Annotated in this window: 18 protein-coding genes; 5 read left to right on the top strand and 13 right to left on the bottom strand. The window is 71.4% G+C overall.

Going from position 1 to position 19,542, the window contains the following annotated elements:
* Position 1 precedes the first annotated feature (1 nt).
* Positions 2-1,126 carry a recombinase RecA gene (recA, locus tag KVT44_RS05225; RefSeq protein ID WP_190172332.1) on the bottom strand — a complete coding sequence of 375 codons (1,125 nt, stop codon included), beginning with the start codon at positions 1,124-1,126 and terminating at the stop codon, positions 2-4.
* A gap of 438 nt (positions 1,127-1,564) precedes the next feature.
* Here recA and KVT44_RS05230 point away from each other — a divergent pair, with 438 nt between their 5' ends.
* Positions 1,565-2,308 carry a hypothetical protein gene (locus KVT44_RS05230; RefSeq protein WP_254648940.1) on the top strand — a complete coding sequence of 248 codons (744 nt, stop codon included), beginning with the start codon at positions 1,565-1,567 and terminating at the stop codon, positions 2,306-2,308.
* Between the two features lie 12 nt (positions 2,309-2,320).
* Here the strand turns inward: KVT44_RS05230 and KVT44_RS05235 are convergent, their stop codons facing one another.
* Together KVT44_RS05235 and KVT44_RS05240 are read right to left on the bottom strand one after the other, a co-directional pair.
* On the bottom strand, positions 2,321-3,535 hold the full coding sequence (locus KVT44_RS05235; protein ID WP_217566242.1) for an AI-2E family transporter: 1,215 nt from the start codon (positions 3,533-3,535) through the stop codon (positions 2,321-2,323).
* Between the two features lie 60 nt (positions 3,536-3,595).
* Positions 3,596-3,790 carry a DUF3046 domain-containing protein gene (locus tag KVT44_RS05240; RefSeq protein WP_099920341.1) on the bottom strand — a complete coding sequence of 65 codons (195 nt, stop codon included), beginning with the start codon at positions 3,788-3,790 and terminating at the stop codon, positions 3,596-3,598.
* An 80-nt stretch (positions 3,791-3,870) separates the two neighbouring features.
* On the opposite strand from KVT44_RS05240, the gene KVT44_RS05245 reads away from it, so the two are divergent.
* Complete coding sequence (locus KVT44_RS05245) at positions 3,871-4,824, top strand: hypothetical protein (protein ID WP_217566243.1); 954 nt, start codon at positions 3,871-3,873, stop codon at positions 4,822-4,824.
* Positions 4,825-4,882: 58 nt separating this feature from the next.
* On the opposite strand, the gene KVT44_RS05250 is transcribed toward KVT44_RS05245, so the two are convergent.
* The 3 genes from KVT44_RS05250 to KVT44_RS05260 are packed head-to-tail and all read right to left on the bottom strand — an operon-like array spanning position 4,883 to position 6,821.
* Entirely contained in the window at positions 4,883-5,191 is a 309-nt protein-coding gene (locus tag KVT44_RS05250) for an AzlD domain-containing protein (RefSeq protein WP_067375155.1), read from the bottom strand.
* Positions 5,188-5,928 (bottom strand): AzlC family ABC transporter permease, encoded by a 741-nt coding sequence (locus KVT44_RS05255; protein WP_164662907.1) that lies wholly within the window; start codon positions 5,926-5,928, stop codon positions 5,188-5,190. The genes KVT44_RS05250 and KVT44_RS05255 overlap by 4 nt, the downstream gene beginning before the upstream one ends.
* Positions 5,826-6,821 carry an AraC family transcriptional regulator gene (locus KVT44_RS05260; protein WP_229889314.1) on the bottom strand — a complete coding sequence of 332 codons (996 nt, stop codon included), beginning with the start codon at positions 6,819-6,821 and terminating at the stop codon, positions 5,826-5,828. Before KVT44_RS05260 ends, KVT44_RS05255 begins: the two co-directional genes overlap by 103 nt.
* 279 nt (positions 6,822-7,100) lie before the next feature.
* Here KVT44_RS05260 and KVT44_RS05265 point away from each other — a divergent pair, with 279 nt between their 5' ends.
* The 3 genes from KVT44_RS05265 (at position 7,101) to KVT44_RS05275 (ending at position 13,824) form a co-directional block, all read left to right on the top strand.
* Positions 7,101-12,059, top strand: coding sequence for an ATP-dependent helicase (locus KVT44_RS05265; RefSeq protein WP_217566244.1), 4,959 nt, complete (start codon positions 7,101-7,103; stop codon positions 12,057-12,059).
* A 79-nt stretch (positions 12,060-12,138) separates the two neighbouring features.
* Complete coding sequence (locus tag KVT44_RS05270) at positions 12,139-12,975, top strand: Fpg/Nei family DNA glycosylase (protein ID WP_099920345.1); 837 nt, start codon at positions 12,139-12,141, stop codon at positions 12,973-12,975.
* Between the two features lie 87 nt (positions 12,976-13,062).
* Positions 13,063-13,824, top strand: coding sequence for an SDR family NAD(P)-dependent oxidoreductase (locus KVT44_RS05275; protein WP_217566245.1), 762 nt, complete (start codon positions 13,063-13,065; stop codon positions 13,822-13,824).
* 200 nt (positions 13,825-14,024) lie between these two features.
* Here KVT44_RS05275 and KVT44_RS57830 read toward each other — a convergent pair whose 3' ends face one another.
* The 7 genes from KVT44_RS57830 to KVT44_RS05305 all read right to left on the bottom strand — a co-directional run bounded on the left by KVT44_RS57830 (position 14,025) and on the right by KVT44_RS05305 (position 19,357).
* Positions 14,025-14,285: a hypothetical protein gene (locus KVT44_RS57830; protein WP_229889313.1), complete on the bottom strand. Its 261-nt coding sequence runs from the start codon at positions 14,283-14,285 to the stop codon at positions 14,025-14,027.
* A gap of 164 nt (positions 14,286-14,449) precedes the next feature.
* Positions 14,450-14,920, bottom strand: a complete 471-nt coding sequence (locus KVT44_RS05280; RefSeq protein ID WP_099920347.1) for a Dps family protein — start codon at positions 14,918-14,920, stop codon at positions 14,450-14,452.
* A 213-nt stretch (positions 14,921-15,133) separates the two neighbouring features.
* Positions 15,134-15,511, bottom strand: a complete 378-nt coding sequence (locus tag KVT44_RS05285) for a helix-turn-helix domain-containing protein (protein ID WP_054228608.1) — start codon at positions 15,509-15,511, stop codon at positions 15,134-15,136.
* A 109-nt stretch (positions 15,512-15,620) separates the two neighbouring features.
* Complete coding sequence (locus KVT44_RS05290; protein ID WP_217566246.1) at positions 15,621-16,166, bottom strand: CinA family protein; 546 nt, start codon at positions 16,164-16,166, stop codon at positions 15,621-15,623.
* On the bottom strand, positions 16,163-16,876 hold the full coding sequence (gene pgsA, locus KVT44_RS05295) for a CDP-diacylglycerol--glycerol-3-phosphate 3-phosphatidyltransferase (RefSeq protein ID WP_217566247.1): 714 nt from the start codon (positions 16,874-16,876) through the stop codon (positions 16,163-16,165). The genes KVT44_RS05290 and pgsA overlap by 4 nt, the downstream gene beginning before the upstream one ends.
* The gene (gene rimO, locus KVT44_RS05300) at positions 16,873-18,360 is read right to left on the bottom strand and encodes a 30S ribosomal protein S12 methylthiotransferase RimO (RefSeq protein ID WP_217566248.1); all 1,488 of its coding nucleotides are present in this window, start codon (positions 18,358-18,360) and stop codon (positions 16,873-16,875) included. Before rimO ends, pgsA begins: the two co-directional genes overlap by 4 nt.
* A gap of 142 nt (positions 18,361-18,502) precedes the next feature.
* On the bottom strand, positions 18,503-19,357 hold the full coding sequence (locus KVT44_RS05305; RefSeq protein WP_099920349.1) for a helix-turn-helix domain-containing protein: 855 nt from the start codon (positions 19,355-19,357) through the stop codon (positions 18,503-18,505).
* Between the last annotated feature and the right edge of the window lie 185 nt (positions 19,358-19,542).

The following is a 19,542-nucleotide window of genomic DNA, read 5'->3' on the forward strand; positions in this document are numbered from 1 at the left end:
ACTAGCTCTTGGCCGCCGCGGCCTTGGACTTGGTGGCCTTGGCCGCCGGAGCGGGCACCGTCTTCGCGGCCTCGTCCGAGGCGGTCGAGACCGCCGCGTCCGCACCCGGTTCGGCGGTGGGCTCCACCGGCCTCACACCGACGCCCAGCTTCTCCAGGATCTTCTTCTCGATCTCGTTGGCGAGGTCGGGGTTGTCCTTCAGGAAGTTGCGCGCGTTCTCCTTGCCCTGGCCGAGCTGGTCGCCCTCGTACGTGTACCAGGCGCCGGCCTTGCGGACGAAGCCGTGCTCCACGCCCATGTCGATCAGGCCGCCCTCGCGGCTGATGCCGTGCCCGTAGAGGATGTCGAACTCGGCCTGCTTGAAGGGCGGCGCGACCTTGTTCTTGACGACCTTGACGCGGGTGCGGTTACCGACCGCGTCGGTGCCGTCCTTCAGCGTCTCGATGCGGCGGATGTCGAGTCGCACTGAGGCGTAGAACTTCAGCGCCCGGCCACCCGTCGTGGTCTCCGGGGAGCCGAACATCACGCCGATCTTCTCGCGCAGCTGGTTGATGAAGATCGCGGTGGTCTTCGACTGGTTGAGCGCGCTGGTGATCTTCCGCAGGGCCTGGCTCATCAGACGGGCCTGCAGACCCACGTGCGAGTCGCCCATCTCGCCCTCGATCTCCGCGCGCGGCACCAGGGCGGCGACGGAGTCGATGACGATCAGGTCGAGCGCGCCGGAGCGGACGAGCATGTCCACGATTTCCAGCGCCTGCTCGCCGTTGTCAGGCTGGGACAGGATCAGGTTGTCGATGTCGACACCGAGCTTCTTCGCGTACTCGGGGTCGAGGGCGTGCTCGGCGTCGATGAAGGCCACCTGGCCGCCGGCCTTCTGCGCGTTCGCCACCGCGTGCAGCGTCAGCGTCGTCTTACCGGAGGACTCCGGGCCGTACACCTCCACCACTCGGCCGCGCGGCAGGCCGCCGACTCCGAGGGCCACGTCGAGCGCGGTCGACCCGGTGGGGATGACCTCGATGGGCTCGTTCGGCCGCTCACCCAGGCGCATCACCGCGCCCTTGCCGAATTGCCGTTCAATCTGTGCGAGCGCGGCGTCGAGCGCCTTCTCGCGGTCCGTACCTGCCATGGGTTCCACCCGATTTGCTTGAGTCGATCGCTTCACGTCAAAGACGCTAACGCCTGCCACTGACAATGCGCCCCGACGCCCGTCCAGCCTGTGGATAACTCGGGTACATCTCTGTGAAAACCCTGCCGAAATCCCCGCCGAGAGCCCAGCCGGAGATTCCATAAGAATGGATGTTCGATTTTGGTGTCAAGCGCACCACGCGGCACCTCCGAGCCTACGTTCGCGGACCGACAACGGCCGGGATCCCCGTCTACTCCACGGGGCGTACCACCGGAGTCTTCGGCCGTACGACGACCTCAGGTCCCTGCCCGCCGAAGCTTGGACCTCATGGAGAGCCGCAGCAAAACCCCCGCTCCCGCCGTGACCACCGCCGTCGCCCCAACGGCACGACCGTCTCCGGCACGACCGTCTCCGGTGCGCCCCGTGTGGCGTGGGGCGTTGCGCGGAGTACGTCCCACCGAGCGGCTCTGCCATGTGACGGGCGCCGTGCTGGTGCTCTCCGGGCTGGCGCATCTGGTCGTCTTCGCCGTGGACGGCGGCCCCTGGGACGGGCCCGTCTCCTGGCGCAAGCCCGTCACGTTCGGGCTCTCCTTCGGGCTGACGCTGATCGCGATCACGTGGGTCACGTCGTATCTGCGGGTCGGAACGCGTCTGCGCTCGGCGCTGCTCGTCGTGTTCGCCGCCGACTGTGTCGTGGAGGTGGGCGGGATCACCCTTCAGGCGTGGCGCCGGGTGCCCTCGCACCTCAACATGGAGACCGGCTTCGACACGGCGGTGTCGATGACGCTCGCGGTGGGCGGCGGGGTTCTCGTGGTGCTGCTCACCGTGTTCGCGGTGGCCTCCTTCCGGGACCGGTCCACGGGCCCTCTGGGGATGCCGCTCGCGCTGCGCTCCGGGTTCGCGATCCTCCTCGTCGCGCTGGCGTCGGGCGCCGCGATGATCGCGCGCGGGGTCGTCCTCACCCGCACCGGTCACCAGGAGGCGGCGTACCACTCGACGGCCCCGCTCAAGCCGCTGCACGGAGTGAGCCTGCACGCCGTGCTGGTCCTGCCCGCGCTGGCCTGGCTGCTGTCACACACGCCATGGAGCGACCGGACACGGCAGCGGGTCATCCACGCGGCGGTCGGCTGCTACGCGGCGGCGGTCCTGGGCGCCGGAGTGTGGGCGGCCGTCACCTGGTGAACCTCATCGGCCTCATCGGCCGAGCAGCTCTCGCACACGGGCGCGGAAGGAGGGCGACCTCCTGGTCCGGTGGCCGTGCACCCGGGGGTCGTCCGTGACGTCGTACCGCTTCACATAGGCCCCCAGGAAGGCCTGGAGGGTGGCGACCGCGGGGATGGCGATCAGGGCGCCGACGGCCCCGAGGAGGGCGGTGCCCGCGATGACCGAGCCGAAGGCGACCGCGGGGTGGATGTCCACGGTCTTGGCCGTCAGCTTGGGCTGCAGTACGTAGTTCTCGAACTGCTGGTAGACCACGACGAAGATCAGCACCCACAGCGCGTACCAGGGGTCGATGGTGAAGGCGATCAGCATCGGCAGGGCGCCGGCGAGATACGTACCGATGGTGGGGATGAACTGCGAGACCAGACCCACCCAGACGGCGAGCACGGGCGCGTAGGGCACACCCAGGGCCTGCAGCAGGATGTAGTGCGCGATGCCGGAGATCAGCGCCATCAGACCGCGCGAGTACAGATAGCCGCCGGTCTTGTCGACGGCTATCTCCCACGCGCGCAGCACCTCGGCCTGTCGCGCGGGCGGCAGTACGGAGCACAACGCGCGCCGCAGCCGGGGCCCGTCGGCCGCGAAGTAGAACGAGAACAGCGTGATCGTCAGCAGCTTGAAGAGACCGCCGAGCACCTGCGCGGACACGTCCAGGACGCCGGTCGCGCTGTTCTGCACGTACTTCCGCAGCCAGTCGGAGTGCACCAGGCTGTCCTGGACGTCCACCCGTCTCACGTGGGTGTGGAAGCTCGAGTTGATCCAGTTGATCACCGAGTCCAGGTACTCGGGGAAGCCCTCGATCATCTTGATGATCTGACCCGCGAGCATCGAGCCGAGCAGCGTGACGAATCCGGCCGTCGCGATCAGCAGACCGAAGAAGACGAGGAAGGTGGCCAGCCCCCGGCGCATACCGTACGAGGCCATCCAGCTCACCGCGGGCTCGATGGCGAGCGCCAGGAAGAACGCGATCAGAATGTTGATCAACAGCCCGATGAGCTGGTGGAACGCCCAACTGCCCAGTTGGAACAGGGCGACGAGGGTGAGCGCGAGCACCATCGCGCGCGGCAGCCAGCGCGGCATGCGCGCGCCCTGCCCGGGGGCGTCCCCGCCCGGGGGCAAAGTGGGCGGCGTCGTGCCGAAGGGGGATGTCTGCTGGTCGACCTGCGCGGTCTCGTCTGTCGGGGCCACGGGGCAAGTGTCGCCGACTCCACCGACAATCTGTGCCCGGCTCCGGATCTTCGGGGTCCGTCAGCGGTTTTCGTACGGAACGTTCATGGTCGCGCACACCACGCGCCACACGTCCTTGGCCTCCCAGCCGGCGTTCAGCGCCTCGTGCACGGTCCGTCCGCCGAGCTCCGTCATCACATGATCGCGCGCGAAGGTGTCGGCGTACACCTCACCGAAGTGATCCGCCATCCGCTGCCAGAAGACCGTCAACCGCATGACTCCAGTATCCCGCCCCTGAGAGTGGGCCCGGGCCGGGACCCCTTGCCGAGACCGCTTTCCGTCCTACGGTCTGAGACATGGCCGAATCAGGAGCATCCCCACTCCCCCCGACGCCCCCGGCGCACACCCCGCTCTCGCGCGCCGAGCACTTCATCTGGCTCACCGCACGCGTGCTGGAGCAGCGCCGTTTCGCGTACCACTTCCTGAACAGCGACGTCGGCGCCGCCGACGCGGTGGAGACCGCGCTGGCCGCCTACCGCAACGACGACGAGGGATACGGTCACGCGCTCGAACCCGATCTCCGCGGCCCGGTCAGCCAGCCGCTGCACACCGGGCACGCGCTGCGCGTCCTCGACTCGATCGGGCGGTGCGGCGGACAGCGCGTGGAGCGCGTGTGCCGCTACTTGACCTCGGTGTCGACGACGGACGGCGCGCTGCCGGCGATCCATCCCAGTCAGCGTGGCTATCCGCACGCTCCTTTCGTGCCCGTCGTCGACGACCCGCCGAGTGAACTCCTCGCCACCGGGCCCGTGGTGGCCCTGCTGCACCGCAACGAGGTGTGGCACGCCTGGCTGTTCCGGGCCACCGACTTCTGCTGGCGGGCGGTCGAGTCCCTGGACAAGTCCCATCCGTACGAGATCGAGGCGGCCGTGGCCTTCCTGGACTCCGCCCCCGACCGCCCCCGTGCGGAGGCCGCCGCCGACCGACTGGGCCGCCTGGTGCGCGAGCACCGGCTCGCGGCACTTGACCCGGCGCGCCTGGAGGCGTTTCCGGTGGCGCCCGGATACGCGCCGGACGAGCACCACTTCCCGCACGACTACGCGAAGGTCCCGGGGTCGCTCGCGCGCGCATGGTTCACCGACGAGGAGATGGCGCGCTCGCTCGACTTCCTGGCGGGCGAGCAGCGTGAGGACGGCGGCTGGCCGATCCGCTGGCGCCAGTGGGCACCGGGTGTCGCCCTGGAGTGCCGCCCCATGGTGACGATCGAGGCCCTGCGCACCCTACGGGCGTACGGACGACCCATCGGTTGAGCACCCCCGACGGTTCCCGGCCCGCACACACGTGTGCGGGCCGTCCGCGTACCGGGCGTCAGCCCGTCAGCGCCCTCACTCCCGCCGTCACGACCACGGCCGCGCCGACCACGAGCAGGAAGGGGGCGCGCAGGAGCAGGGCGACGGCGGCCGCGGCGAGTCCTGCGACCTTCGCGTCCACGACCAGGACGCGCCCGTCGGCGAAGGTCTGCTGAGCCGTGAGCGCGGCCAGGAGGGCGACGGGCAGCAGAGCGGCGAGGCGCTTGACGAGCGGCCGCTCCAGGACGCCGACGGGGACCAGCAGGCCGATGAGCTTGACGGCGTAGCAGCCGACGGCGGTCGCCCCGATCGCGATCCAGATGTTCAACGGTCGTCCCTTGGTGCGTCGTTGTCGGCCTTCATACGACCGGCGGACTTCGGAGCGCGTCGCCCCTCTATGTAGAGGGCGGCGGGAGCCGCCAGCGCCGCCACCAGGACGGGGACTCCGGCGGGCAGCACCGGCAGCAGACCGAGCCCCAGAAGAACGGCGGCACCGGCGACCGCGCGCTCCGTGGTGGTCTTCAGCATCGGTGCGAGCAGCGCGAGGAAGACGGCGGGCCCGGCGGCGTCCAGCCCCCACGCGTCGGTGTCCCCGATGGCCTCGGCCCCGACGGCGCCCAGCAGCGTGGTGAGGTTCCACAGCACGTACAGGGTGAGCCCGGTGACGGTGAAGCCGATCCGGACACTGCGGCGGGTGGGCTGGGCGAGCGCGACGGCCGTGGTCTCGTCGATGACCCACTGCGCGGCGAACGGACGTACCGCGCGCGGGAGGGCCAGTAGTTGTGACAGCCGCAGTCCGTAGAACGCGTTGCGCACCCCGAGGAAGAACGCGCCCGCGGCCGCCGTGAGCGGGTTGCCGCCGCCTGCGAGCGCGCCCACGAGCGCGAACTGCGAGGCACCGGTGAACACCAGGAGGCTGAGCGCGCAGGTCTGCAGCACGGTGAGCCCGCTGCCGGCCGAGGTCACTCCGAAGGCGAAACCGGACAGTCCGACGGCGACCCCGACTCCCAGGGCGTCCCGGACGACGGCCGCGTCGGGTTTTCCGCCGCCTTCTTCACTGCGTATGTCTGCGAGAGCTGTCTGTTCTGCCACACCCCGGACGGTAGGTACGGCCGCCCGTCGACGTCTTGTACGTTCTTGCGCTCGCGCTGGTAGGCGCCCGGAGGCACGCCCACGATCCGGGTGAAGTGACGGTTGAGATGGGGCTGGTCGGTGAAGCCGACGGCGACGGCCGCCTCGGCGGGCGCGGAACCGGCGTCCAGGAGGTGGCGTGCCCGGCGTACCCGGGCGTCGGTCAGCCAGGTGTGGGGAGGCATGCCGTAGGTCTCGCGGAACGCGCGCAGCAGGGCGAACGGACTGGTGCCGAGGTCGGCGGCGAGCCGTTCCAGGGTCGGAGGCTCGGCCATCCGCTCCTCCAGCACGGCACGCGCGCGTGCGGCGACACGGGCGCCCGCGGTGTGCACACCCCGCTGCGGCAGCGGACCGCCGTTCAGGCGCAGCAGCCGGGTCACCGCGACCCGTAGCAGCGTGTCGGCCGCGAGCGCGTTGCCCTCCTCCGCGGCCCGAAGCACTTCGTGAACCAGACCCGCCGCGTACGGATCGTCGAGCACCGGGCTGACGAATCCGGGGGTTCCACGAATCGTGGTGGTCTCCGCGGCGATCTCCGCCACCAGCTCGGGCGAGGGGTACACCGCCCCGTACCGCCAGCCCTCGGGAACACCCGCCCGGCCCGTGTGCGGGGTGTCGGGGTTGACCAGCGCGAGCGCGCCCGGACCCGCGTACTGGTCGGCGCCACCGTGGTGGAAGACCTCGACACCGTCGGAGATGGCGGCGATCACGAAGTTCTCGTGGGTGTGCCGCACAAATATCTTCTCGACGAACCGCGCCCGCAGCAGATCGACACCCGGCAGCTCCGCGTACCGCCAGTGCCGCGCCCGCTCCTGCCCCGAACCTGCCACGCCCCTATTCTCCGACACTCCCTCGGGGAGGGGCCGCGGGAGGCACCCCCACCAGCCCGCGGCCGCGCACTCGCGGAAGGGGACGGGTCGGGGGTGTCCGCCCGCAGCGGCTGGCGCGTCAACGCCGCCAAGTCGGTAATCAACCGATTCCGCGCCTGACCGAGGACGGATACCCCCGGCCCGGCCCCGACCCACCACCAGCCGAAGGCGCATCGGCCACCAGCGGACGCGTTCCCGCAGGTCAGAGCGATTGTCAGTGGCCGGGTGCAGGATGGACGCATGGTCAGCTCCGCACACCGAGCCCTGGACGGCTTCTCACCCGCGACCCGCGGCTGGTTCACGGGGGCCTTCTCCGCGCCCACCGCGGCCCAGGCCGGCGCGTGGAAGGCCATCGGCGAGGGCTCGGACGTGCTGGTGGTCGCCCCGACCGGCTCCGGCAAGACCCTGGCCGCGTTCCTCGCCGCGCTCGACCAGCTGGCCTCGACCCCGCCCCCGGCCGACCCCAGGAAGCGCTGCCGGGTGCTGTACGTATCACCGCTCAAGGCCCTCGCGGTGGACGTGGAGCGGAATCTGCGCAGCCCGCTGACCGGCATCCGGCAGGAGTCGGTGCGCCTCGGGCTGCCCGAGCCCGAGGTGAAGGTCGGCATCCGCTCCGGCGACACCCCCGCCGCCGAGCGCCGCGCGCTGGCCACCCGCCCGCCGGACATCCTGATCACAACCCCCGAGTCGCTGTTCCTGATGCTGACGTCGGCGACGCGCGACGCGCTGACCGGTATCGAGACGGTGATCCTGGACGAGGTGCACGCGGTCGCGGGCACCAAGCGCGGCGCCCATCTCGCGCTCACCCTGGAGCGCCTCGACGAGCTGCTGCCCAGGCCGGCGCGCCGCATCGGCCTCTCCGCGACGGTGCGTCCGGTGGACGAGGTGGCGCGCTATCTCTCTCCCCGCCGCAAGGTGGAGATCGTCCAACCGCCGTCGGGCAAGGAATTCGACCTCTCCGTGGTCGTCCCGGTCGAGGACCTGGGCGAGCTGGGCGGCTCCCCGGTCGCCGACGGCGGCGAGGGCGCGGAGAAGCCCTCCATCTGGCCTCATGTCGAGGAGCGGATCGCCGACCTCATCGAGTCCCACCGCTCCACGATCGTGTTCGCCAACTCCCGCCGCCTGGCGGAGCGCCTGTGCAACCGGCTGAACGAGATCGCGTACGAGCGGGCAACAGGCGAACCTCTGGCGGAGGCGCACGCCCCGGCCCAGCTGATGGGGGGCTCCGGCGCGGCCCAGGGGGCACCGCCCGTCATCGCGCGGGCCCACCACGGCTCGGTCTCCAAGGAGCAGCGGGCCCTGGTCGAGGAGGACCTGAAGGCGGGGCGCCTGCCCGCCGTGGTCGCCACCTCCAGCCTCGAACTCGGCATCGACATGGGCGCGGTCGACCTTGTCGTCCAGGTCGAGTCACCGCCCTCCGTGGCCTCCGGCCTCCAGCGCGTGGGCCGCGCGGGCCACCAGGTCGGCGCGGTGTCCACCGGCGTCGTCTTCCCCAAGTACCGCGGCGACCTGGTCCAGGCGGCGGTGGTCACCGAGCGGATGCGCACCGGCTCCATCGAGTCCCTGCGGGTGCCCGCCAACCCCTTGGACGTACTGGCGCAGCAGCTCGTCGCCATGACCGCACTCGACACCTGGCAGGTCGACGACCTGCTCGCCACGGTCCGCCGGGCGGCGCCCTTCGCCTCGCTGCCCGAGTCGGCGTTCACGGCCGTGCTCGACATGCTCGCGGGCCGCTATCCGTCCGACGCCTTCGCGGAGCTCAGGCCCCGCGTGGTGTGGGACCGCGTCGCGGGTACGATCACGGGCCGTCCCGGCGCTCAGCGCCTCGCCGTCACCTCCGGCGGGACCATCCCCGACCGCGGGCTGTTCGGGGTCTTCCTCGCGGGATCCGACCCCAAGAAGGGCGGTGGCCGGGTCGGTGAGCTCGACGAGGAGATGGTCTACGAGTCCCGCGTCGGGGACGTCTTCACGCTCGGCACGAGTTCCTGGCGCATCGAGGACATCACCCGCGACCGCGTCCTGGTCTCACCCGCCCCCGGTGTCCCGGGCCGGCTCCCCTTCTGGAAGGGCGACCAGCTCGGCCGCCCTCTCGAGCTCGGCCGGGCGGTCGGCGCGTTCCTCCGCGAGGTGGGCTCGCTCCCCAAGGACGACGCCCGCCTGCGGCTGCTGGCCGCGGGACTGGACGCCTGGGCCGCCGACAACGTGCTGTCGTACCTCACCGAACAGCGCGAGGCGTGCGGGCACGTCCCGGACGACCGCACGATCGTCGTCGAGCGGTTCCGTGACGAGCTGGGCGACTGGCGGGTGGTCGTGCACTCCCCCTTCGGCGCCCAGGTGCACGCCCCCTGGGCCCTCGCGCTGGGCGCCCGGCTCTCCGAGCGCTACGGCATGGACGCCCAGGTCATGCACGCCGACGACGGCATCGTGCTGCGCCTGCCCGACGCCGACGTGATGGGCCTGGACCTGCTCGACCAGGAGCCCATGAAGCTGGGCACGGAGTACGACACGGAGCAGGCACCCGTCGGCGCGGCGGACGTCGCCTTCGACAAGGGCGAGGTCGACCAGATCGTCACCGACCAGGTGGGCGGCTCGGCACTGTTCGCGGCCCGGTTCCGCGAGTGCGCGGCCCGCGCGCTGCTGCTGCCGCGCCGCAGCCCGGGAAAGCGCACCCCGCTGTGGCAGCAGCGGCAGCGCGCCGCCCAACTGCTCCAGGTGGCCAGCGAGTTCGGATCGTTCCCGATCGTCCTGGAGGCAGTCCGCGAATGCCTCCAGGACGTCTTCGACGTCCCCGGGCTCACCGAGCTGATGGGCGACATCGAGTCCCGCAAGGTGCGGCTCGTCGAGGTCACCACGCCCGAGCCCTCCCCCTTCGCCCGCTCCCTCCTGTTCGGATACGTCGCCCAGTTCCTGTACGAGGGCGACTCCCCGCTCGCCGAGCGGCGCGCCGCCGCCCTGTCCCTGGACTCCCGCCTGCTGGCCGAGCTCCTGGGCCAGGCCGAGCTGCGCGAGCTGCTCGACGCCGAGGTCCTGGCCGAGCTGGAGCGGGAGCTCCAGTGGCTCACCGAGGACCGCCGGGTCAAGGACGCCGAAGGCGTCGCCGACCTGCTGCGCCTGCTGGGCCCGCTCACGGATGCCGACCTGGCCGAGCGCGGCGCCGAGCCGCAGTGGGCCAAGGAGCTGGCCTCCGCCCGCCGCGCCATCAAGGTCCGTATCGCCGGCGCCGACCACTGGGCGGCCATCGAGGACGCCGGCCGCCTGCGGGACGCTTTGGGCACGGCGCTGCCCGTCGGGGTCCCCGAGGCCTTCACGGAGCCGGTCAAGGACCCGCTCGGCGACCTCCTCGCGCGCTACGCACGCACCCACGGCCCGTTCACCTCCACCACCGCCGCGGCCCGCTTCGGTCTCGGCACGGCCGTCACGGACGGAGCGCTGCAACGCCTCGCGGCGAACGGCCGCGTCGTGCAGGGGGAGTTCCACCCGGCGGGCATCGGCCAGGAGTGGTGCGACGCGGCTGTGCTGCGCAGACTGCGGCGCCGTTCGCTCGCGGCCCTGCGCCACGAGTTGGAGCCGGTGCCGCCCGCCGCGCTCGCACAGTTCCTGCCGCAGTGGCAGCACGTCGACAGCGGGCACGGGCTGCGCGGCATCGACGGACTGGTGCGCGCCATCGAGCAGTTGCAGGGCGCCTCGGTGCCCGCCTCCGCCCTGGAGAAGCTGGTCCTGCCCTCCCGCGTCTCCGGTTACGCCCCCGCGCTGCTCGACGAACTCACGGCCGCCGGAGAGGTGGTCTGGGCCGGGGCCGGGGCGCTGCCGGGCAAGGACGGCTGGGTATCGCTCTATCTCGCGGACGCGGCCCCGCTGCTCCTTTCGGACCCGCACCCCCTGGAGCTGACCGCCCTGCACCAGTCGGTGCTGGACGCCCTCTCCGGGGGCTATGGCCTGTTCTTCCGCCAGATCGCCGACCAGGTCCGCGCCACCACCCACCCCGACGCCACCGATCCCCAACTCGCCGACACGATCTGGGACCTGGCCTGGTCCGGTCGGCTCACGAACGACACGCTCGCACCGATGCGCGCGCTCCTGGGTTCGGGTCGCACCGCCGGGTCCACGGCGCACCGCGCCAAACGCACGGTGCCGCGCGGCCGCTACGGCTCCCTGACCGGCGCCGCACGCCCCCAGTCCCGTACGGGCCCGCCGACGGTGGCCGGCCGCTGGTCGCTGCTGCCCGCCCGGGAGCCCGACGCCACCGTGCGCGCCCACGCCCTGGCCCGCACACTGCTAGACCGGCACGGCGTGGTGACCCGGGGCGCCGTCGCCGCGGAAGGGGTCGAGGGCGGCTTCTCCGCCGTGTACCGCATCCTGTCCGCATTCGAGGACAGCGGCCAGGCCCGCCGGGGTTACGTGGTGGAAGGACTGGGTGCCGCCCAGTTCGCGATGGACGGAGCGGTGGACCGCCTGCGCGCGGCGGCGAACGCACGGGACCGGGGTGAATCCCTGACCGCCCAGGACCCCCGGGACAGCTTCCCGGGGGACACCTTCCCGGCGCCGACCGGTTTCCCGGACACCCCCGGCCGCCCCCACACCAACGGCTTCCCCGACGGCCGCGACCCCGCGCACACCAACGGATTCCCCGACGGCCACGACGACCCCGCGCACAACCACGCCTTGCCCGACGACCTCGATCTCGACGCGACAAGCCCCCTGGGTTTCCCCGAGACCGAGGACTCCGCCTTCGCCGACGACCACGGCTTCGCGAGCGACCCCGCGCTCTCCCCCAACCGGTTCCGTGCCCGTTCCTCGTCCCGGGCCACCTCCCAGGCCGTGGTCCTGGCCGCCGCCGACCCCGCGAACGCGTACGGCGCGGCCCTCTCCTGGCCCGAGCCCCCCACCGGCGCCGGGCACAAGCCGGGCCGTAAGGCGGGCTCCCTGGTCGTGCTCGTCGACGGCGAGCTGACGCTGTACATGGAGCGCGGCGGCAAGACCCTGCTGGCCTGGCCCTCGGACCCGGACGGCTCGGTCATGGAGGACGCCCGTCTGCGTGCCGCCGCCGAAGCCCTCGCCGCGGCCGCCCGCGCGGGCTCCCTCGGCACGGTCACTGTGGAGCGCGTCAACGGCGCCTTCGCCCTGACATCCCCGTTCGGCACCCTCCTGGAAGGCGCCGGTTTCATCGCGACCCCCCGCGGCCTGCGCCTGCGCGCCTGAGCACCCCACCCACACGCACCCCACGTACCCGCACCCCACCCCGCCGCACCCCACCCCCACTCGTGCCACCCTGGAACCCATGCCCGAAGGAGACACCGTCTGGCAAGCCGCGAGGCGACTGCACACCGCCCTCGCGGGCAAGGTGCTGACCCGCTCCGACCTGCGGGTGCCCAAGTACGCCACCGCCGACCTCACCGGCCGCACCGTCCTGGATGTCACCCCGCGCGGCAAGCACCTCCTCACCCGGATCGAGGGCGGCCTGACCCTGCACTCGCATCTGCGCATGGACGGCTCCTGGAAGGTGTACGCGAACGGCCGGCGCTGGAGCGGCGGCCCCGCCCACCAGATCCGGGCGATCCTCGGCACCGCGGACCGTACGGCCGTCGGCTACCGGCTCCCCGTCCTGGAGTTGCTCCGCACCGCGGACGAGAACCGCGCCGTCGGCCACCTCGGCCCCGACCTCCTCGGCCCGGACTGGAACCCCGACAGCGCCTTGGAGAACCTCCTCCAAGACCCCGCCCGCTCCCTCGGCGAGGCCCTCCTCGACCAGCGCAACCTCGCTGGGATCGGCAATGTCTACAAGAGCGAGCTGTGCTTCCTTCTCAGGGTCACCCCCTGGCTGCCCATCGGTGAGCTTCCCGCCGACCGCGCCACCCAGCTCCCGGCCCTGGCCAAGAAGCTCCTGGAGACCAACCGCGACCGCCCGACCCGCATCACCACCGGCCGCCGCGACCAGAACCTCTTCGTGTACGGCCGCGCACCCCGCCCCTGTCTGCGCTGTGGCACCTCGATCCGCCGGGCCGACCAGGGCGACGGCTCCCGAGAGCGCCCCACGTACTGGTGCCCGACATGCCAGACGGGCCCGACTCCGACCCCGGGCCGTATCCCGCCCTCCGGGCGTCGGCCCCTCCCGTAGAACTCCCCGCCGTACAACTCCTCGCCCTACAACTCCTTGCCGTACGACTAATTGACGGGCCGTCAGAAACCCTCGTACCGTCCCTTCATGCCCGTCAAGGCGTACGACCTCACCGGACGCACCGCATTCGTCACCGGCGCCGCCAGCGGGATCGGCCGCGCGTCAGCCGTCCTGCTGGCGGAGGCGGGGGCCACCGTCCACTGCGCGGACCGGGACCCGCAGGGCCTGCACGAGACGGCGACCCTCATCAAGGCCCAGGGCGGTACGGCCCACACACATCCGCTCGACGTCAGCGACCGTGCGCAGCTCCGACAGGCCGTCGCGTCCTGCGAACGGCTCGACGTCATGGCGGCGGTCGCCGGGATCATGCACAGCAGCCCGGTCCTGGAGACCCGCGACGAGGACCTGGACCGCGTGCTGGGCGTCAACTTCAAGGGCGTGCTGTACGCCTGCCAGGAGGCCGCCCGCCTCATGATCGCGAAGAGCGTCCGCGGGAGCATCATCACGATGGCGTCCGGCGCCATCGACACCGGCGGCCCCGGCCTGCTCTGCTACGGCGCGTCGAAGGCGGCCGTCGTGCAGCTGACGAAGACCCTGGCGACCGAGATCGGTCCGCACGGCATCCGTGTCAACGCGGTCGCGCCCGGCTGGACACGTACCCCGATGACCGACCGTCACGGGGACGCCCAGGCGCGCACGGAAGCGGTCATGGCCCGGCTGTCGCCGCTCGGTCGGGTCGGCGAACCCGAGGACATCGCCCACGCCGTGCTGCACCTGGCCTCCGACGCCTCGGCGTTCACGACGGGCCAGATCCTACGCCCGAACGGCGGCGTAGCGATGCCGTGGTAGCCCCCAGCAGCACCCCCACGCCGCCCCCAGCAACCCCAGCAGCACCCCCACGCCCCCGCCCCCGGGCATCCGCCCTGCGGCATCTCCCCCCTGCACCCGCCCCCGCTGAGCCCAGCCCCCTCCCGCGCCGAGCCCCAGGCACCACGCGCCCCCAAACGCGCCGTACCCGTCCCCCACCCCCTCCACCGAACGCCCCGCCCCTATGAAGCCCCCGGCTCGCGCCCCCCACGCGTCCCACGCCGTAGCCACCCCTCCCCCCGCCCGTGCGCCCCGGCGCCGGCGCGCACGACCCCCTCCTTCGGCACACAGTGCACCGGCAGCAGGCTCAACCCCCATCCCCCGGCCGCGACCGCCCCTTCCAGCGCCCCGGCATCGGGCGCCAGCGCGAGCCGGAGGACACCCCACCACCACAGCGCACCGAGCCCCAGCGCAGCCCCCCAGCGCGCTATCCGCCCTGCCATGGTGTCCACCTCCAGCCCGAAGCTAGACCCGCGCTCTCACCCACCGGCAGGGCGCACCAACGGCACAGAGGCGCACCCGAGGCACATCCGAAGCCGGCCATGGCGCCCGGCGGCCCCCACGGGGCGCCCGGCGGTCACCACCGTGAGCCGCCCGCCTCCGGGCGTCACCCGTTCTCCGCCTGGAACATCCAGTGATGCTTCTCGAGGTCGGCGGTGATCTGGATGAAGATGTCCTGGCTCACCGGATCGGCTTCGCCCGTCGCGTCCACCCGCACCCGCATCCGGCTGATCACCGCGCTCAGCGCGTCCACGAGCTCCCCCACGGCGTCCGTGTCCTTGATCCAGCCCTCGGGCGTCACACCGATGCCGCTGGTGGTGGCCACGGTCGCGGCCCGTCCGTCGGGCGGGACTCCGAGCGTCGCGGCGCGCTCCGCCACCGCGTCGGAGTGCAGCCGTGCGGTGTCCACGACCTCGTCGAGCTGAAGGTGGATGGAGCGGAAACGCGGTCCGACCACGTTCCAGTGGACCTGCTTCGCCACCAAGGAGAGATCCACCAGGTCGACCAGCGCTCCCTGGAGGGCGCCGGACACGGTCTTAAGATCCGCGTCGGACAACGGGCTCTTCACGACGTACATCGGGATTCTCCGATCCACTCGGCCTCATCAACAACGGCCTCATCCATCACGACCTCATCAACCATGGCATATACGCACAATTCGGGTCACCTGGAGCGAGTGGACCCGGAGACAGCGAAAGCCCCGGCCGAAACCGCTCCAGGTTTCCCCTGGAGCAGCCCCGGCCGGGGCTTTCACAAGCGTGCTCAGCTCATGAGCGTGAACTCGTGAGCGTCAGGCGGCGACGACGTCGACCGCCTCGGCTGGCGCCTTGATGGTGACCCGTTCCGGTGGTACGCCGGTGACCGATACGGAATTCAGCATCGGACGGCGCACCGGTGTGGGCACCGGCTCGGTGGCCGCTGCAGACTGGGCCAGCTCGGCGAGAGCGAGCTCGTCGCTCACTTCCCGCATGAGCTCGGACATCCGTACGTCCAGCGCGTCGCAGATGGCGGAGAGCAGCTCGGAGGATGCCTCCTTCTGCCCCCGCTCCACCTCGGAGAGATAGCCGAGTGAAACTCGGGCGGACGAGGAGACTTCGCGCAGAGTACGGCCCTGGCGCTGGCGCTGCCGACGCAGCACGTCACCAAGCAGGCGACGGAGCAGAATCATCGGTGGCTCCCTCCTCGGACCGCGTAGCCGCATCCTTCACGCCCCACCGTACCGCCTTGCGCCGCGGCCGTGCGGGGAGCGATGTCGTGTTCACTCAGGGCTGCAAACATCAAAACCCCCCGTTCTGTTCCGTATCCTGTGCCCGCTCATTCCCGGTCTGTTCGCCCGCCAGCTCCTTCAGGAGCAGTGCGAGTACGCTCCGTACACTCTCCATACGGATTTCCGCCCGGTCGCCGTTCAACCGCAGCGGTATCACTTTCCCGCCGCCGGCAGCATGAAAAGATGCTCGGGACGGCCCGTCGACGGCCACGAAAACCGTCCCGACCGGCTGCCCGTCCTGCGGCTCGGGGCCTGCGACACCGGTGGTCGCGATCCCCCAGTCCGCGCCGAGCGCCTTGCGCACCCCGGCCGCCATCTGGGCCGCGACCTGCGGATCCACCGCACCACGCTCGGCCAACAGAGTGGCGTCGACACCCAGCAGTTCATGCTTGAGTTCGGTGGCGTACGCCGTCACGGAGCCCCGGAAGGCCTGGGAGGCCCCGGGCGTCGCGGTGATCTCCGCCGCCACCAGACCACCGGTCAGCGACTCGGCGACGGCGAGCGACTCGCCCCTCACCGTGAGTAGTCGCAGCACTTCGGCGGCCGTAGAACTCACCGTTCTGCCTCCTCGGCCGCCGCCTGCCGCTCGGCGATCCCGCTCCTGCGCAGCACAACGGCCTGTCTTACGTAGTCGAGCCCGGTGACGACGGTCAGGACGACCGCCACGGCCATCACCCAGAACCTCAGGGTGGCCAGCGGCCCCGTCAGCGCCAGGACGTACATCCCGACCGCGGTGCCCTGCGCGAGGGTCTTCAGCTTGCCGCCACGGCTGGCCGGAATGACCCCGTAGCGGATCACCAGGAAACGCATCAGAGTGATCCCGAGCTCGCGCCCGAGGATCACTCCCGTCACCCACCACGGCAGATCACCGAGGTAGGACAGGCAGACCAGCGCCGCACCCATGATCGCCTTGTCGGCGATGGGGTCGGCGATCTTCCCGAAGTCGGTGACCAGGTCGTACGTACGCGCCAGGTGCCCGTCGAAGATGTCGGTGATCATGGCGACGGCGAAGGCCGCCCACGCCCATGCACGCCACGCGGGGTCGTACCCGCCGTCGGCCAGCATCAGCGCCACGAAGCCCGGCACCAGGACGAGCCGGATCATGGTCAGGATGTTCGCGATGTTCCAGAGGCTGGCCTGATTGACGGCCACAGCGCCCAGCTTCCCGCCCCGCGCCTGCTTGGAGCCCCCGGGAACGCCGGGAGCGCCCGCCGCGCCGTTCGCGCTGGAGGAGCCGCCCGCCGCGGACGCCGGGGCTCCGGTCATCTGGCCGCCTCCTCAGTACACGGGAGCGAGCCCAGGAGCGGCTCGGCCACCAGGTCGACACCTTCCGTACCGACCACCTTGGCCTCGACGATACGGCCCACCGTCAGACCTTCGCCGCTCGTGAACTGCACCTGACCGTCGGTCTCGGGCGCCTGGTGCGCGGCACGGCCGACCGCACCCCACTCCTCCCCGTCGACGGAGCCGACCGACTCGACGAGCACGTGGACGGTCTCACCGACGCGCTCCTCGGCGCGCTGCGCGACCAGCTCCTCGGCGAGCCGGGACACGCGCGCGAGGCGCTCGTCGACCACGTCCTGGTCGAGCTTGTTCTCGTACGTCGCCGCCTCCGTGCCGTCCTCGTCGGAGTACCCGAAGACGCCGATGGCGTCGAGGCGCGCACCCGTGAGGAAGCGCTCCAGCTCCGCGAGGTCGGCCTCGGTCTCGCCGGGGAAGCCCACGATGAAGTTGGACCGCACGCCGGCCTGCGGGGCCCTGGAGCGGATGGTGTCGAGCAACTCCAGGAAGCGGTCCGTGTCGCCGAAGCGCCGCATCGCGCGCAGCACGTCGGGCGCGGAGTGCTGGAAGGACAGGTCGAAGTAGGGCGCGATGTTCGGCGTGGAGGTCAGCACGTCGATGAGCCCGGGGCGCATCTCGGCGGGCTGGAGGTAGCTCACGCGCACGCGCTCGATGCCGTCGATCTCGGCGAGCTCGGGCAGCATGGTCTCCAGGAGGCGGATGTCGCCCAGGTCCTTGCCGTACGAGGTGTTGTTCTCGGAGACCAGCATGACCTCCTTGACGCCCTGCTCGGCCAGCCAGCGGGTCTCGTTCAGCACGTCGCTGGGGCGGCGCGAGATGAAGGAGCCGCGGAAGGACGGGATGGCGCAGAAGGAGCAGCGCCGGTCGCAGCCGGAGGCGAGCTTCACCGAGGCCACCGGGGAGCCGTCCAGGCGGCGGCGCAGCGGCGCACGCGGGCCGGAGACCGGGGCGACGCCCTCCGGGAGATCCGAGGGGGCGCCGTGGCCGGGAAGGGCCACCTCCTCGCCCGCGCTCTGCCGCTCGGCGGGGCTGATCGGCAGCAGCTTGCGCCGGTCGCGGGGGGTGTGGGAGGCGTGGATGCCGCCGTTCAGGATGGTCTGGAGGCGGTCCGAGATGTCCGCGTAGTCATCGAAGCCGAGCACGCCGTCGGCCTCGGGGAGGGCCTCGGCGAGCTCCTTGCCGTACCGCTCGGCCATGCAGCCCACCGCCACGACGGCCTGGGTTCTGCCGTGCCCCTTGAGGTCATTGGCTTCCAGGAGGGCGTCGACGGAGTCCTTCTTGGCGGCTTCGACGAAGCCACAGGTGTTGACGACGGCGACGTCCGCTTCTTCGGCGTCCTCCACGAGTTGCCAGCCGTCCGCCTCCAAGCGGCCTGCGAGCTCCTCCGAGTCCACCTCGTTACGGGCGCAGCCAAGGGTGACGAGTGCGACGGTACGGCGTTCAGGCATGGGCTCAAGACTACTTTGTCTCACTGACAGCCCACGTCGACGGGGTTGGCCGATCTTGGCCAACCCCGTACCCGCCTGTGCGCTGAGCCCTTTGTGCGCCCGCTTCGCGAGCCCGTGGTGCGACCCTCACGGCCGTCCGAAGTCATCCGACGACGGGGTCGCCCTTCGTGTACGTCAGTCGCTCGACCTGGCCGGGCTGGAACTGGTCGTCGATCTTCTTGCCGTTCACGTACAGCTTGATGGCACCCGCGTCTCCGAGGACCAGGTCGATCTTCGTCTTGTCCTGGAAGGTCTTGGACTCGCCCTGCTTGAGCAGACCATCGAAGAGGAGCCGGCCGTTGTGGTCCTTGGCGGAGATCCAGCTGCGCCCGTCGGGGGCGCTCACCTGGACGGTCACCTTGTCCTGCGGGGCCGCCGCGATGGCGCTGTCGGTGGGATCGGGCTTCGGGTCGGCGGGCTTGCTGATCTTGGGGCTGGCCGAGGTGGTGGACGTACTGGCGGTCGGTGTGGAGCCCTCGGCGACCGACGACTTCGCGTCGCTCCCACCGCTGCCCTTGACCACGGTGAACCCGACGAAGCCGATCACGGCGACGATCGCCGCGACCATGGCGGCGGTCCAGTTCGGCCCGCGGCGCTCGGGACGGATACGTTCCGCCTCGAACAGCGGGGCGGCGGGGGTCGGCGCGGGTCGCCCGCCGTGTTCGGCGTCGTAGCGGGCGAGCAGCGGGGCCGGATCGAGGCGCACGGCCCGGGCCAGCGTCCGGATGTGGCCGCGCGCGTACACATCACCGCCGCAGGGGGCGAAGTCGTCCTGCTCGATCGCGTGCACGATGGCGATACGGACCCGGGTGGCGTTGCTGACGTCGTCAACGGTCAGTCCTGCCTCGATGCGGGCCTGCCGCAGGGCATGACCGACCGAGAGGCCTTCTTCGCGGTGCTCTTCGAACGGGCGCTCGTCTTCGGGGGAGTTGCCGTCAGGGAAGTTGCCGATGGACACGGGGGCGCCTTTCGAGCGTGTAGCCACCTGTGCTGGAGGTTCAGTTTAGGGGGGGTACGAAAGGGTGGGGCAACCGGGCGGTGCGACTTTGTACGCCATCAGAATGGCCGGTCATCCTGATGTTGGGACAGGGACCTGTCCCCTCGCTCAACTTGACGTACGACGAAGGGAAACGGTTGCCCGTC

It is taken from the genome of Streptomyces sp. GbtcB7 (genome assembly GCF_019091445.1).
GTDB lineage: Bacteria > Actinomycetota > Actinomycetes > Streptomycetales > Streptomycetaceae > Streptomyces > Streptomyces mirabilis.